The organism is Glutamicibacter sp. NPDC087583 (genome assembly GCF_044743685.1).
Lineage (GTDB): Bacteria > Actinomycetota > Actinomycetes > Actinomycetales > Micrococcaceae > Glutamicibacter.
Genome location: NZ_JBIUWY010000002.1, coordinates 291,710 through 304,588, shown reverse-complemented (window position 1 = coordinate 304,588; position 12,879 = coordinate 291,710). Strand labels below are relative to the sequence as shown.

Here is a 12,879-nt window from a genome sequence, read left to right as displayed (position 1 = left end):
ACTGCCGTCGTGGCGACTAATCCACTGTACACGTGGAGCCGTCAATAATTCCCCTCGCAGGCCGACGGCGATGAGCCCTCGGATCCAACTTCCAATCCGCACTGCAACCGTGTACTCCGTCATCTTGGAGCGGGGCGAAGCCATATCGGATCAAGGCCCGGATCTGAAGATCCCGGTTAACGCCGACGGTTCGTTCAGCCATGTGCCTCCGGTGGTTCCCAATGAATTGCCCAGCCCGATGGCCGTCATAGTCCAGGCGCAGCCGCTGACCGGAGAATGCGGGGAATCCGACTCCTGCGCGGTGCGCCAGTGGGCTGTGGTCATCGAGCCACAGGACCGCTAGCGAGCAGGATTAGCCTTGCGCGTTGACCAGGTAGTCGTTGCGGATCCGGATGAGCTTGGGCAGGTACCAGCCAAGCACGAGCCGCTCGGCTAGCCAGCCCAAGGGACCCAATGGAGCGCTGAAGCGGATCTTGTCCACCATCAACGTCCCCTGGTCCGACTCGTAGAATTCATGGACGTGGTGGAAGGACTTGAAAGGCCCTCGCTCCTGCTGGTCGGTGAACGTGTGCGGGGCATCCAGGTCGGAAATCCTCGAGGTCATCCGGAAGGGGATGCCGAAATGCTTGGCACGCCAGGTGACCTGCTCGCCTAATCCGATAGTGCCGCTGGTAACCCCCGCCACGGCCTTTTCCTGCGAATCGGCCATTGAACCGGCGTGCGCGTCGATGCTGAGCGATTTCTCGAAGAGGTCGGCACGTGAAGCACCGCAAAGCGTAACGCATTCAAAGTAGACGGCCATGGCTTCAGTATGCCATTGGCTGGGCGGTTTAGCTGACCACGAGGTCTACGACGGTCAGTTCCTCAGCCGCGTCATCGTAGTATTCACGCAGTTTCAGCCCCTTGGCTGCCGCTTCATCAACTACTACCACGGCATCCTGGTGCAGCTGCAGGACGGATGCCGGGCAGGAAGCTGACAGCGGCCCTTCTACGGCAGCGGCAATGGCTCGGGCCTTGCCCGCGCCTACAGCCACCAGGACCAAGCGGCTGGCGTCAAGAATAGTACCTAGTCCCTGGGTGACGCAGTGGGTGGGAACGTGCTCGATGCCGTCGAAGAACCGGGCGTTGTCTTCACGGGTATTGGCCGCGAGGCGCTTGATGCGGGTGCGGCTTCGCAGCGCGCTGCCTGGTTCGTTGAAGCCCAGATGCCCATTGGATCCGATACCCAGAATCTGTACGTGGATGCCACCGGCCTGGGCGATGGAGGCATCGTACGCCCGGGCCGCCGTCTCGATGGCTTCCACGGATGCGGCCATGCCCTGCGGTACATGCAGGCAGCGGGCAGGCAAGCCGATGACATTGCAGACCTCGTTGATCAGCGTCTGGCGGTAGGACTGTTCGTGGGTGTCCGGGATCCCGATGTACTCATCCAAGGCGAAACCCTGGGTATCGGTGAAATCGGCACGGCCTTCCTGGACCGCACGGGAAAGTTCACGGTACAGGCCCAACGGAGACGAACCTGTGGCAAGCCCCAAATTCGAGGGGGCTCCAGCGCTGTGGTGGGCCAGGCCGGCCAACACGTTGTCGGCAGCGATGCGTGCAACTTCTTCAGGGGATGAACCAATGAGCACTCGCATGGTGGGCACTCTCCGATCTTGGCAGTGATGATTAGTGGAATACAGGTATGGAGAAACCGGGCGGCCCCGCTAGGTGATCCCCAGTTCATGGAATAGCACGTTGACCGCGCAACCTCGGAGCACCAGATGCTCTGGATCTTCGCTCAGCGAAAGCCGGAAGTTCTCGGCGCGTGCCGTATGCGAGCGCAGGGCCAGTGCTTCGCGTAGCGCTTGCGCGAGAGGCTGATCCACGACTTCCGGGGTCCCGGTGAAAATGACATCGCGAATGTCGAGTACCGAAAGAAGCGGGGCAAGTGCGCCAGCAAGATACGCGGCGATCCGCTGATCCAGCTGTTCCTTTGGTTCCCCCTCGGCCAGGGACTTCCAGATTGCAGGAACGGAAGCATAGGCTTCCAGGCAGCCGATTTGCCCGCAGCTGCATAAGACAGTGTCCTGCGCACGCTGGCGGACATGGCCCAGCTCGCCGGCGGCGAAATCCGAGCCGCGCACCAGGGTGTTGTGGGTGATGACGCCGCAGCCTACACCGCGCCCCAGGCGCAGCAAGATCATGTGGTCGCTGCCTTGGCCGAAAGTGTGCTCGGAAAGGATGGCGCAGTCGGCGTCATTGAGGACATGAGCGGCCAGGCCGGTAGCCTGCTCGACCGCAGATCGCAGGTCGTAGTCGCGCCAACCGAACTTTTCGGCTGCGAGGACAATTCCCCGATCGGTCACTACGCCGGGCGAGCCAATGCCCACGCCCAGAACCGGTGCGTCGCATTCGGCTAGTGCGGTGTCGAGCAGCTCCAGGAGCTGGACCGTCGCGGCCTCACCGGTTGCTTCACGTGCCTGGGCAGAAAAACTCTTGAGGATGGCGCCATCCAGATCCATGATGGCCGCCCGGAACGGGACAACGCCGGATAAGTCCACGCCGATGATCCTGAGCCCCGGGCGATTCAAATCGACGAGGGTGGAGGGCTTGCCGGGGCGTTTTTGCTCTTGCTGCCCGGTCTCAATGACGTGCGAGCGGTTGATCAATTCCGCGACCAGTTCCGAGACGGTGACACGTGTCAGGCCGGTAGCGCGTGCCAGATCGGCACGGCTCGAAGCGCCTTGGTCCGAAAGTGTTTGCAGAACCAGAGAGAGGTTGTGCTCCCTTCCATGGGACGGCAAAATAGCGCTGCCGTGCGACAGCACATTCCAGTCCTTGCGTGGGGAAGTCACAGGGTTAGTTAACTCCATTAACAAACTTGCGGGCAAGTTTTTCTCCCAGTTATTCGCAAGGCGCTATTTCCCACCGCGAATCACTGCAGATCAGAGAAGAATTGCTCAGCAAAAATTTCAGCCAGAGCATCATTTGCCTTGGGCTCGGTGACGTGCAGGAACCCCCTGAGCTCGTGGCACACTTGGAGCATCATGACTGACACGCAAACTTTTTCAACCAGCATTGGCGACTTGTCGATTGAACTGGCTGCTCCCGAGCACTACCAGCATGTGGGGGAGCTGACCGCAGAGTCCTATTTTGCCGCTGGGCATTTCGACAGCCCGGATAACGAGTACCTGGACTTCGTGCGCAAGGTGGCCGAGCGTGCAGCCCAGACCGAAATCTACGTGGTGCGCCGGGAAGAAGAGATCATCGGTTCCATGACCTTGATCCGGGCGGGCAGCGACTATGCGGACATTGCCAGAGCGGACGAGCTGGAAATCCGCATGCTCAGCGTTGATCCGGCCGCGCAGCGCAGGGGTGTTGGCCGGAGCATGGTGCAGGCCGCCATCGAGCGCGCCCGGCTCATTCCCGGAATCAATGCCGTCTCCCTGACTACCGGCAGCAGCTGGGATTCTGCCCGGGGACTGTATGAATCCCTCGGATTCATCCACTATCCCGAACGCGACTGGTTTGTGCCGAACACCGATATCGAATTGGTTGTCTACGCCTATAGCCTGCAGCCAAGAAGGATTCAGCCTGGATCCAGGTGAACCGCCCATGACTTCGGCGGACACACGTTGTGGTCTGTCCGAGCGCGTGAATAGAATGGCGCCATGAGTGCTATTCGCCGAAGTGTTGCCGCCCTGTCCGTTGCGTCCCTGGCCATGGGCGCACTAAGTGCCTGCAGCGCTGGCGCGCCAGACCCGGCGCCTTCGGCCGATGCACTGGTATCCGCCATGAATAGCGGCGATTTCGGCTCAGTGCAATTCGCTGGGACCAGCCCGAAAGATGCAGCGAAAGCCCAGGAAACTGCCTTTGGCGCCATGGGCGAAATCAAGCACACGAGCACCGTTCGTTCGGTGGCCGAAGACGAAGAAGAGCAAGATGGGGTCAAGACAGCTACCGCGAGCATCACCACGGTATGGGATATCGACAAGTCGGACAAGGATCTGAGCTACGACACCCAGGCTGTGTGGGAATTCGACAAGGAATCCGATTCCTGGAAACTGCGCTTTGACCCGTCAATTCTTGCCCCTGAGTTCGAAACCGGCGACTACCTCAAAGCGGCCTTCGACCCTGCAGCACGAGGCAGCATCACCGATGCTGAAGGCGAAAGCATTGTCTCCAATCGGCCGGTGATTCGTGTTGGCATGGATAAGACCCACACCGGAAAAGAAAACTGGGAAAGCTCGGCGAAGAAACTGGCCAAGCTCGTGGACATCGATGAACAGGCCTATGCGCAACGAGTGATGGCCGCTGGCGACAAAGCCTGGGTGGAAGCTATTGTCTTGCGCGATGACGCAACGCGGGAAGTCACCGACGAGGAAATCAAGGGCATTCCGGGTGCCGGCTTCCACAACGACGAGCTGCCCTTGGCACCCACTCGCTCCTTCGCCCGCCCGCTGCTAGGCAGCGTTGGCAAGGCCACCGCCGAGAATATCGAGAAGTCTGAAGGCAAGGTCAAGGCCGGTGACCAGGTAGGCCAATCAGGATTGCAAGCCGCCTACAATGACACCCTCGCGGGAACTGCAGGAGTCTCGGTATCGCAGTACAACGCTGAAGATGAAGCGGTAGCGGAACTGATCACCGCAGCCCCGGTAGCAGGCAAGGACCTGAAGACCACTTTGGACACCGGACTGCAGGAAACCGCGGATGAACTGCTGGCCGAAGCCGAATCGAACTCTGCCATCGTGGTCATTCGGCCCTCTGACGGCAGCGTCCTCGCGGCCTCCTCGGGCCCGGTTTCTTCCGGGCTGAACACCTCCTTGCAAGCTTCCTATGCACCGGGTTCTTCCTTCAAGGTCGTGAGCGCCTTGGCGATGCTGCGTGACGGAGCGACACCGGGCACCGAGGTCAAGTGCCCGGCAACCACGGTGGTGGATGGCAAGAGCTTCAAGAACTATGACGGCTATCCTGCTGCCGCCGTAGGCACCATCCCGCTATCCGAAGCAATCGCGCAGTCATGCAACACGGTCTTTGTGAATCAGGGAACGGAAATTGGCGGCAAGAACCTGGCTGAAGCCGCGGCTGCTCTCGGCTTGCTGGCAGAGGACGGAACCGGTGCCGGCGCAGTGTTCGGTTCGGTGCCCGAAGATTCTGAAGGCACCACCCAGGCCGCGAACATGATTGGCCAGGGCGTGGTGGAAGCATCGCCACTGGGCATGGCCACCGTGATGGCATCGATCCAGGCGAAGTCCACAGTGCAGCCCAAGCTGATCCTGGCGCCAGAACCCCAGGCACCTGCCAAGCCGGCTTCCACGCTGAGCGAAGAGGAAGCAGGGCAGCTGTCCACCATGATGGCCGAGGTCGTGGACCACGGAACCCTGGAGGACCTGAAGGCAGTAGGCAGCGGAAAGATCATCGGCAAGAGCGGCACCGCCGAATACGACGGCGAAAAGAACGCGCATGCCTGGGCCATCGCCGCCCAAGGCGATCTGGCGGTTGCCGCGTTCGTCGAGGATGGAGACGGCGGAGCCCAGACGGCGGGACCGCTGGTGAAGTCCATGCTGGAGGAAGCGGCCAAATAGTACCGCGGGGTGCTGCTCAGCCCCGCTGGGCGAAGTATTCGCCGGCGAGCAGGCTCAGCTGCACCTGGTCGTGGAATACGCCATTGTGGAAGTACACCTCGCGTTGGCGCCCCTCCTGGGTATACCCGGCTTTCTCATAAGCCCGGATGGCCCGCTGGTTGAAGGCGGCAACGCACAGGCTAATCCGGTGCAGTCCCAACTCGCGGAAACCATAGCCGGACATCAACGCGGTGGCACGGGTGCCGAAACCCTGGCCGACGAAGTCCGGGCCGATCATCACCGCCATTTCAGCGGCGCGATGGGGCAACTGGCCGCCATGCAGCGTGATGTGCCCGATGAAGGTTCCGCTGCCGCGCTCGAAGATGCTGAAGCCGGCATCGCCGGAAGAGGGCTTGTTCTCGCTCCACTGTGCGAACATTTCCACGAGCGGAGCCCCGGGACGCGGTTTGATGGTTCGTTGCTGGAGCACCGCCCAGGCCGGATCGTTCCACCACCCGGCCATGACCGAGAAGTCCTCGTGCTCGGACTCGCGCAGTTCAATGGCGGCATCCCGCAGCAGGTTCTGCCCGTACTGCTGCGCCTGCTGAACTTCATCCCATGGCTCATGTGTGTGCATGAAACCATCGTAGGAGCTATCGGCTGGCCAAAGAACCGTTGCGCTAACACTTGTGCCTAATACCAGCAATTGACAGACTAAGCTCATGGGAATCGTCTACAACACCACCATGTCTCCAACTAAGACCGAGTTGGTGGCAGCCTGGTTGGCCAAGCAGGAGTTCTACACCGGCCAGGGCGCGCCGAAACTTGAAAGTGTTGGCGGATTCCGTCTGGAAGACCCGCAGGGTGAAGTCGGTATCGAGCTGAGCTTCTACGCTGACCACAGCGATACCTCTGACGTGATTTACCACGTTCCGCTGACCTATCGGGATGCCCCGGTTGACGGTGCGGAACGCTACCTCCTGGGAACGAGCGAGCACGCGATTCTGGGCACCCGCTTTGTCTATGACGCCGCCGGCGACCCCATTTTCATCGCCCAGGCACGTGAACTGCTGGCCGGGAATGCCACGCCGCAGCACCGGTCCGAGTCCTTTACCGCGGATCCGCGGATCCTGGTCCGCGGCGAGAGTCGGGGCAAAGACGCGGTGATCATCCGCAAACCGGTAGCCGGCGATCCCGCCGAAGCCGGTGTTATCGGGATCTGGGAGAACGCCCTCGGCCAGGACCTGAGCGGTTTGGTATTGCGCACAGCATAACTAATGCCCCGCATATAGGCATTGGGGCAGGCGCGTAAGGGATAGACTTGTCTATGAAACCCAACCGCCATTCTAGGGAGATACATGTCTGCCATCAGCCGTGAGGACGTTGTGCATCTGGCACACCTTGCCCACATCGAGATGAGCGACGCAGAGCTGGACAAAATGACCGGTGAACTCGACGCTATCGTCGGTGCCATCGCGTCCGTCAGCGAAGTCGCCGCCTCCGACGTCCCAGCCACCAGCCACCCGATCCCGCTGACCAACGTGTTGCGCGAAGATACGGTGGGGCAGACGCTGAGCATTGAAGAAGTTCTGCTCAACGCGCCTGATTCGGACTCGGACCGCTTCAAGGTCCCGGCTATTCTGGATGGTGAATAATCCAAGTGAATGAACTGATTAAGCTTTCCGCCACCGAGCTGGCCGCCAAGCTGCGCGCCGGCGAAGCCACCTCCGTTCAAGCAGTCCAGGCCCACCTGGACCGCATCGCCGAGGTTGACGGCGCACTGAATGCCTTCCTGCACGTGAACGCCGAAGAAGCGCTCGCCGTCGCAGCCGAAGTTGACGCCATCCGTGCCGCCGGCGGCGCGCAGGCCGAAGCCCTGCACCCGCTGGCCGGCGTGCCCATCGCGATCAAGGACCTGATCGTCACCAAGGGCCAGCCGACCACCGCGGCATCGAAGATGCTCGAAGGCTGGATGAGCCCCTACGACGCGACCGTGATCGAGAAGATCCGCGCTGCCAAGCTGCCGATGCTGGGCAAGACCAACCTGGATGAATTCGCCATGGGTTCCTCCACCGAGCACTCCGCCTACGGCGTGACGCGCAACCCGTGGAACCTGAACCGCATTCCGGGCGGGTCCGGCGGCGGCTCGGCCGCAGCCGTGGCCTCCTTCGAAGCTCCGCTGGCACTGGGCACCGACACCGGCGGCTCCATCCGCCAGCCAGGCGCCGTCACCGGTACCGTCGGCGTGAAGCCGACCTACGGTGCTGTCTCGCGCTACGGCGCGATCGCCATGGCCTCCTCGCTGGACCAGATCGGCCCGGTCTCCCGTACCGTGCTGGACTCGGCCTACCTGCAGGAACTGATCGGCGGGCACGATCCCAAGGATTCCACCTCGCTGCCCAACCCGCTCGAAGGCCTGGTTGCCGCCGCTGAATCCGGCGCCACCGGGGATATCAAGGGCCTGCGCATTGGCGTCATCAAGGAACTGACCGGCGAAGGCTACCAGGAGGGTGTCCAGGCACGCTTCAACGAGTCGCTGGAACTGCTCAAGGCCGCCGGTGCAGAAATCGTCGAGGTTTCCTGCCCGAACTTCAAGTACGCGCTGGGCGCCTACTACCTGATCATGCCGTCGGAAGTTTCCTCCAACCTGGCCAAGTTCGATGGTGTGCGCTACGGCCACCGCGTGCTTCCGGAAGAGGGCCCGATGACCATCGAGCGCGTCATGGGCTCCACCCGTGCCGCCGGCTTCGGCGACGAGGTCAAGCGCCGCATCATCCTGGGCACCTACGCCCTGTCCGCCGGCTACTACGACGCCTACTACGGCTCGGCGCAGAAGGTCCGCACGCTGATCCAGCGCGACTTCGAGGCCGCTTTCGAGCAGGCCGACGTGCTGATTTCCCCCACCGCGCCGACCGTCGCCTTCGAGCTGGGCGCGAACGACAACGACCCGCTGGCCATGTACCTCAACGACGTGGCCACCATCCCGGCCAACCTCGCTGGCGTTCCGGGCATCACCGTCCCGGGCGGCCTGTCCGAGAACCTGCCGGTAGGCATCCAGTTCCTGGCCCCGGCCTACGAGGATGCCCGCTTGTACCGTGCCGGCGCAGCACTGGAAACCCTGCTCGAGAAGCAGTGGGGCCACTCGCTGATCTCGCAGGCACCAGCCATTGACACCGCTTCGATCGCGCAGGAGGCCTAGGCACCATGAGCAACTACACCGATGAACTGGTCGACTTCGACGAGGCACTGGATCGCTACGACCCGGTCCTGGGCTTCGAGGTCCACGTCGAGCTGAACACCAAGACCAAGATGTTCTCCGACGCGCCGAACGCTTTTGGCGATGCCCCGAACACCAACGTCACCCCGGTAGACCTGGGCCTGCCCGGCGTGCTGCCGGTGGTCAACAAGACCGCCGTGGAGTACTCCATCCTGATCGGCCTGGCACTGAACTGCCAGATCGCGCAGAAGTGCGGCTTCGCCCGCAAGAACTACTTCTACCCGGATACCCCGAAGAACTTCCAGACCTCCCAGTACGATGATCCAATTGCCTTCGACGGCTACCTGGACATCGAGCTGGAAGACGGCGAAGTCTTCCGCGTCGAGATCGAACGCGCCCACATGGAAGAAGATGCCGGCAAGCTGACCCACATGGGTGGCGCTGCCGGACGCATCCAGGGTGCGGACTACTCGCTGGTTGACTACAACCGTGCTGGCGTTCCGCTGGTGGAGATCGTGACCAAGCCAATCACGGGTGCCGGCAAGCGCGCTCCCGAGTTGGCCAAGGCCTACGTGGCCGCCGTGCGCGAAATCGTGAAGAACCTGGGCGTTTCGGATGCCAAGATGGAACGCGGCAACGTGCGTTGCGATGCCAACGTCTCGCTGATGCCCAAGGGCGCCCAGAAGTTCGGCACCCGTACCGAAACCAAGAACGTGAATAGCTTGCGCACCGTGGAGCACGCCGTGCACTTCGAGATCGAGCGCCACGCCGCGGTGCTGGACTCCGGTGCGAAGATCGTCCAGGAAACCCGCCACTGGCATGAGGACACCCGTTCGACCACCTCGGGCCGCCCGAAGTCGGATGCCGATGACTACCGCTACTTCCCGGAGCCGGATCTGGTGCCTATCGTCACCACCGCCGAATGGGTCGAAGAGCTGCGCGGCCGCCTGCCGGAACCGCCAGCCGAGCGCCGCAAGCGCCTGAAGGCCGAGTGGGGCTACGCGGACAAGGAATTCCGCGACGTGGTCAACGCCGGTGTGCTCGACGAGATCGAGCAGACCATTGCCGCTGGCGCCAGCGCCGCTGTGGCCCGCAAGTGGTGGATGGGCGAGATCGCCCGCCTGGCCAAGGCCGCGGACAAGGACATCGCCGATCTGGGCGTGAGCGCTGCGACCATCGTTGAGCTGAACTCGCTGATCGAGGCGAAAAAGATCAACGACAAGATCGCCCGCCAGGTGCTGGAATTCGCCATCGCCGGCGAAGGCACCCCAAGCGAAATCGTCGAGAAGCGCAGCTTGGCTGTTGTGAATGACGATGATGCCTTGGGCAAGGCCGTGGATGATGCCATGGCTGCCATGCCTGATGTGGTCGAGAAGATCAAGGGCGGCAAGATGCAGGCCATCGGTGCGCTGATGGGCCCTGTCATGAAGGCCACCCGCGGACAGGCCGACGCCGGCCGCGTGCGCGAAATCGTGATGGAGAAGCTGGGACTCTAGTCCCGGACTCCAGCCCTGGCGCCAGCCTCGGACTTCCAAGCGTGAAGTCCGAGGCTGGCGTTTTTTATCAAGCATTACGCGCAAGCGGTCTTGATGGCACAAGTTTTTATGAGTCGTTTTTATATTCAGTTATCATCTGAACATGATCGATGCATCTCGTGGAGCAAGAATTTTCAGCACGGTGGCCGCGGTTGGGCTGCTGCTCACTGGGTGCAGCGAACCAGAGCCGGACCTGGAATCCTCAACGCCAACGGCAGTTCCTTCGCCGAGCAAGGAAGAACCTGGGATCGAATCCCTGCGAGATGCGGATCTTGGAAACGCAACCTGGATGGATCCGATGGCGCTCGATGGCAAACCCTCGAAGATCCGTCTTGAGAATTCGAAAGCCAGCGATGAATTCAACAGCTATGAGCTGGGCAAGATCGTCTACGCGGATCTGGACGGCGACGGCGTAGACGATGCCGTCGCATCGTTCATCAGCACGTCCGGCAATGCCTATTGGGAGCACTTCGTTGCCTGGGTTGCGACGGAGGAGGGGCCAGTCCAGGTTCCCGGCGAGATCGCTTATTCGCATAATTGCGGATCCACCGTTGCGAGCGTGGTGCCAGCCACGCAGGGCGTCAAGGTCACTGAGTACCTGCGCAGCGATTTCCAGAATACTGCCTGCGCGGAAAATGGCCCGCTGGAACAGGTTCGAACGGTAGGCGTAAAACAGTATTCCGGCGATGACCAGTACTACCTCGTGCGCACGGACGCTCTTGGAGGCGACGGTGGATACTGCCACCCGGAGGCAAAGGGCGACACCATTTCCGTGTCGATCCCCGTCTATTCTGCCCCGAACGCCAAGAGCGAGATGCCTCTGGACGATCAAGAAATGATGGGCTACCTGGCCGGACCGGAAGCCATGGAGGAAGTCACCGACGACGGGCAGTGGATGCTGGGCACGGTGCTGGTCAGGGATGGGCAAGCGGAGTCGGGCATGCAGACGCGCTGCGCGTGGATGCCGACGATGAAAAACCCGCTGCATACCGACGGGGAAGCGGTGCTGGGTGAAAACGGCCAGCCGGCTGGATAGGGCGAAGTGGAACCTGCCTGGAATTGCACCTTCCGGCTTCCGGCATCGAGACATACTGGATAGATGAATAGCGAATGGTTCGATAAGCCCGGTGGTGAACCTGTCCATCTTGTCGAGCATGATCCGTCGTGGGCCGTCCAGGCCGCTGATTGGATGCTGCGCATCAAGGCCGCCATTGGTCCTGACGCGGCATCTGCAGAGCATATCGGGTCGACAGCAGTTCCGGGCCTCATCGCCAAACCAGTTCTCGACCTCCAAATAGCTGTTCCGGATATTTCAGAAGAGTCCGCGTACCGCAGCGGCCTCGAAGCGCTGGGGCTAGTGCTGCGGCAACGGGAGACCGGCCATCTCTTCTTTCGTCCGCCCGCGGGAGAGCCCCGAACAGTGCATGTTCACGTGTGCCAACTCGGTTCGGTCTGGGAACGCGAGCATCTGGTGTTCCGCGATCGACTGAGGGAAGACGCCAATGTTGCTACCGCATATGCCGAGCTGAAACAGGACTTGGCCACGAGGGTCGGGGATGACAGGATCGCTTATGCGCGAGGCAAGGCGCAATTCATCAAGGACGTTGTCGACGGAAAGCCGCTGCATGGCCAGTCGGCGTGATCCCCAATCGCGACGAGAAATGCTTGCGCAGCAGATCATCAGAAGCAAAGCCAACCTGACGGGCAACGGCGCCAACCGACAGGTCGCTTTGTTCCAGTAGGCGTTGGGCCTCGCTGACTCGAAGATCATTGAGCCATGCAATAGGTGTTGTCCCGACCGCGTCTGAGAACCACCGGTGAAAAGTCCGTGGTGACATTGCGCAGACCGCTGCTAGTTCTTGGACGTTCCAATGCCGTTGAAGATCTTGGCTGACTGCCAGATGCAGTTGTTCAACTGACGGCGATGAATTCCCAGGGATGCTGGTATCCGCGTATTGCGCTTGGGTTCCCGGTCTGAAAACAGGGGTGACCATGGCCTTCGCGATAGTTTCTGCAGCGCTGGTTCCCCAGTCCAGACGTACTAGATGGAGTAATAGATCAACTCCTGCGGTGACTCCAGCCGAAGTCCATACTTTGTCCTCGCCACAATACAAATCCCTCGACTTGACGTTGACCTCTGGATAACGCCTTGCAAGTTCATTGGCAAAACGCCAGTGGGTCGTCGCGCTTCGCCCATCGAGCAGTCCTGCAGCGGCGAGTGTGAATGCGCCGGTACACAATGAGGCGACAAGGACCCCGGAGGAAGCAGCTCGTGCAACTGCTGCCACTTCCTGCGGGTGAGGTTCTGCGAGCGGATTCTCGCTTCCTGGAACCACCATCATGTCGAGTTCCTCCACCGAAGCAAGCGGATGTGTGCGCCGTATTGAGCGAACCGGGTCAAGAGCGGTGACCGTGGTTGCTGCGAGGATTCGAACTGCGGGCCGGGGGAGACCACGGTCGGTTCGGTCGTCGTACACCTCACGTGCAACTTCGATATCAAATGCTCGACGGCCCGGCCCAACTAGAATCCCCACAATGGTCATGGCGCAATCTTATCGAACCATGTCATTTATGCCACTGG

14 protein-coding genes are annotated in these 12,879 nt (G+C 61.4%); 9 read left to right on the top strand and 5 right to left on the bottom strand.

The window, feature by feature from the left end; translation table 11 throughout:
• Positions 1-70: 70 nt before the first annotated feature.
• Positions 71-343, top strand: coding sequence for a hypothetical protein (locus ACIOU9_RS07625; protein ID WP_402696452.1), 273 nt, complete (start codon positions 71-73; stop codon positions 341-343).
• A gap of 9 nt (positions 344-352) precedes the next feature.
• On the opposite strand, the gene ACIOU9_RS07620 is transcribed toward ACIOU9_RS07625, so the two are convergent.
• From ACIOU9_RS07620 to ACIOU9_RS07610, 3 genes are all read right to left on the bottom strand, one after another.
• Positions 353-802 carry an SRPBCC family protein gene (locus ACIOU9_RS07620; protein ID WP_133833022.1) on the bottom strand — a complete coding sequence of 150 codons (450 nt, stop codon included), beginning with the start codon at positions 800-802 and terminating at the stop codon, positions 353-355.
• A 28-nt stretch (positions 803-830) separates the two neighbouring features.
• Positions 831-1,637: a glucosamine-6-phosphate deaminase gene (locus ACIOU9_RS07615; protein ID WP_402696649.1), complete on the bottom strand. Its 807-nt coding sequence runs from the start codon at positions 1,635-1,637 to the stop codon at positions 831-833.
• Between the two features lie 69 nt (positions 1,638-1,706).
• Entirely contained in the window at positions 1,707-2,837 is a 1,131-nt protein-coding gene (locus ACIOU9_RS07610; protein ID WP_166650656.1) for an ROK family transcriptional regulator, read from the bottom strand.
• Positions 2,838-3,029: 192 nt separating this feature from the next.
• Here ACIOU9_RS07610 and ACIOU9_RS07605 point away from each other — a divergent pair, with 192 nt between their 5' ends.
• Positions 3,030-3,590 carry a GNAT family N-acetyltransferase gene (locus tag ACIOU9_RS07605; RefSeq protein WP_133833020.1) on the top strand — a complete coding sequence of 187 codons (561 nt, stop codon included), beginning with the start codon at positions 3,030-3,032 and terminating at the stop codon, positions 3,588-3,590.
• Between the two features lie 63 nt (positions 3,591-3,653).
• On the top strand, positions 3,654-5,567 hold the full coding sequence (locus ACIOU9_RS07600) for a penicillin-binding transpeptidase domain-containing protein (RefSeq protein ID WP_133833019.1): 1,914 nt from the start codon (positions 3,654-3,656) through the stop codon (positions 5,565-5,567).
• Positions 5,568-5,583: 16 nt separating this feature from the next.
• On the opposite strand, the gene ACIOU9_RS07595 is transcribed toward ACIOU9_RS07600, so the two are convergent.
• A complete protein-coding gene (locus ACIOU9_RS07595) occupies positions 5,584-6,183 on the bottom strand; it encodes a GNAT family N-acetyltransferase (RefSeq protein ID WP_166650655.1) in 600 nt (199 codons plus the stop codon).
• A gap of 85 nt (positions 6,184-6,268) precedes the next feature.
• On the opposite strand from ACIOU9_RS07595, the gene ACIOU9_RS07590 reads away from it, so the two are divergent.
• From ACIOU9_RS07590 to ACIOU9_RS07565, 6 genes are all read left to right on the top strand, one after another.
• The gene (locus tag ACIOU9_RS07590) at positions 6,269-6,820 is read left to right on the top strand and encodes a maltokinase N-terminal cap-like domain-containing protein (RefSeq protein ID WP_133833017.1); all 552 of its coding nucleotides are present in this window, start codon (positions 6,269-6,271) and stop codon (positions 6,818-6,820) included.
• Between the two features lie 84 nt (positions 6,821-6,904).
• Positions 6,905-7,201 (top strand): Asp-tRNA(Asn)/Glu-tRNA(Gln) amidotransferase subunit GatC, encoded by a 297-nt coding sequence (gene gatC, locus ACIOU9_RS07585; protein WP_038989805.1) that lies wholly within the window; start codon positions 6,905-6,907, stop codon positions 7,199-7,201.
• A 5-nt stretch (positions 7,202-7,206) separates the two neighbouring features.
• Positions 7,207-8,745, top strand: coding sequence for an Asp-tRNA(Asn)/Glu-tRNA(Gln) amidotransferase subunit GatA (gene gatA, locus ACIOU9_RS07580; RefSeq protein ID WP_402696449.1), 1,539 nt, complete (start codon positions 7,207-7,209; stop codon positions 8,743-8,745).
• Positions 8,746-8,750: 5 nt separating this feature from the next.
• A complete protein-coding gene (gatB, locus tag ACIOU9_RS07575; protein WP_402696447.1) occupies positions 8,751-10,259 on the top strand; it encodes an Asp-tRNA(Asn)/Glu-tRNA(Gln) amidotransferase subunit GatB in 1,509 nt (502 codons plus the stop codon).
• 142 nt (positions 10,260-10,401) lie between these two features.
• Positions 10,402-11,334: a hypothetical protein gene (locus ACIOU9_RS07570; protein ID WP_402696446.1), complete on the top strand. Its 933-nt coding sequence runs from the start codon at positions 10,402-10,404 to the stop codon at positions 11,332-11,334.
• 63 nt (positions 11,335-11,397) lie between these two features.
• Positions 11,398-11,940 carry a GrpB family protein gene (locus ACIOU9_RS07565; protein ID WP_402696444.1) on the top strand — a complete coding sequence of 181 codons (543 nt, stop codon included), beginning with the start codon at positions 11,398-11,400 and terminating at the stop codon, positions 11,938-11,940.
• Here the strand turns inward: ACIOU9_RS07565 and ACIOU9_RS07560 are convergent.
• The gene (locus tag ACIOU9_RS07560; RefSeq protein ID WP_332594774.1) at positions 11,894-12,841 is read right to left on the bottom strand and encodes a helix-turn-helix domain-containing protein; all 948 of its coding nucleotides are present in this window, start codon (positions 12,839-12,841) and stop codon (positions 11,894-11,896) included. The two genes, ACIOU9_RS07565 and ACIOU9_RS07560, sit on opposite strands and share 47 nt — an antisense overlap.
• Positions 12,842-12,879: the final 38 nt, after the last annotated feature.

What these genes read in the sequence shown, in the direction of transcription:
- ACIOU9_RS07615 (WP_402696649.1), bottom strand. Translation starts at nt 1,637, where the DNA reads ATGCGAGTGCTCATTGGTTCATCCCCTGAAGAAGTTGCACGCATCGCT.
- gatB (WP_402696447.1), top strand. Translation starts at nt 8,751, where the DNA reads ATGAGCAACTACACCGATGAACTGGTCGACTTCGACGAGGCACTGGAT.
- ACIOU9_RS07590 (WP_133833017.1), top strand. Translation starts at nt 6,269, where the DNA reads ATGGGAATCGTCTACAACACCACCATGTCTCCAACTAAGACCGAGTTG.
- ACIOU9_RS07600 (WP_133833019.1), top strand. Translation starts at nt 3,654, where the DNA reads ATGAGTGCTATTCGCCGAAGTGTTGCCGCCCTGTCCGTTGCGTCCCTG.
- ACIOU9_RS07570 (WP_402696446.1), top strand. Translation starts at nt 10,402, where the DNA reads ATGATCGATGCATCTCGTGGAGCAAGAATTTTCAGCACGGTGGCCGCG.
- ACIOU9_RS07560 (WP_332594774.1), bottom strand. Translation starts at nt 12,841, where the DNA reads ATGACCATTGTGGGGATTCTAGTTGGGCCGGGCCGTCGAGCATTTGAT.
- ACIOU9_RS07620 (WP_133833022.1), bottom strand. Translation starts at nt 802, where the DNA reads ATGGCCGTCTACTTTGAATGCGTTACGCTTTGCGGTGCTTCACGTGCC.
- ACIOU9_RS07625 (WP_402696452.1), top strand. Translation starts at nt 71, where the DNA reads ATGAGCCCTCGGATCCAACTTCCAATCCGCACTGCAACCGTGTACTCC.
- ACIOU9_RS07565 (WP_402696444.1), top strand. Translation starts at nt 11,398, where the DNA reads ATGAATAGCGAATGGTTCGATAAGCCCGGTGGTGAACCTGTCCATCTT.
- gatC (WP_038989805.1), top strand. Translation starts at nt 6,905, where the DNA reads ATGTCTGCCATCAGCCGTGAGGACGTTGTGCATCTGGCACACCTTGCC.
- ACIOU9_RS07595 (WP_166650655.1), bottom strand. Translation starts at nt 6,183, where the DNA reads ATGCACACACATGAGCCATGGGATGAAGTTCAGCAGGCGCAGCAGTAC.
- ACIOU9_RS07605 (WP_133833020.1), top strand. Translation starts at nt 3,030, where the DNA reads ATGACTGACACGCAAACTTTTTCAACCAGCATTGGCGACTTGTCGATT.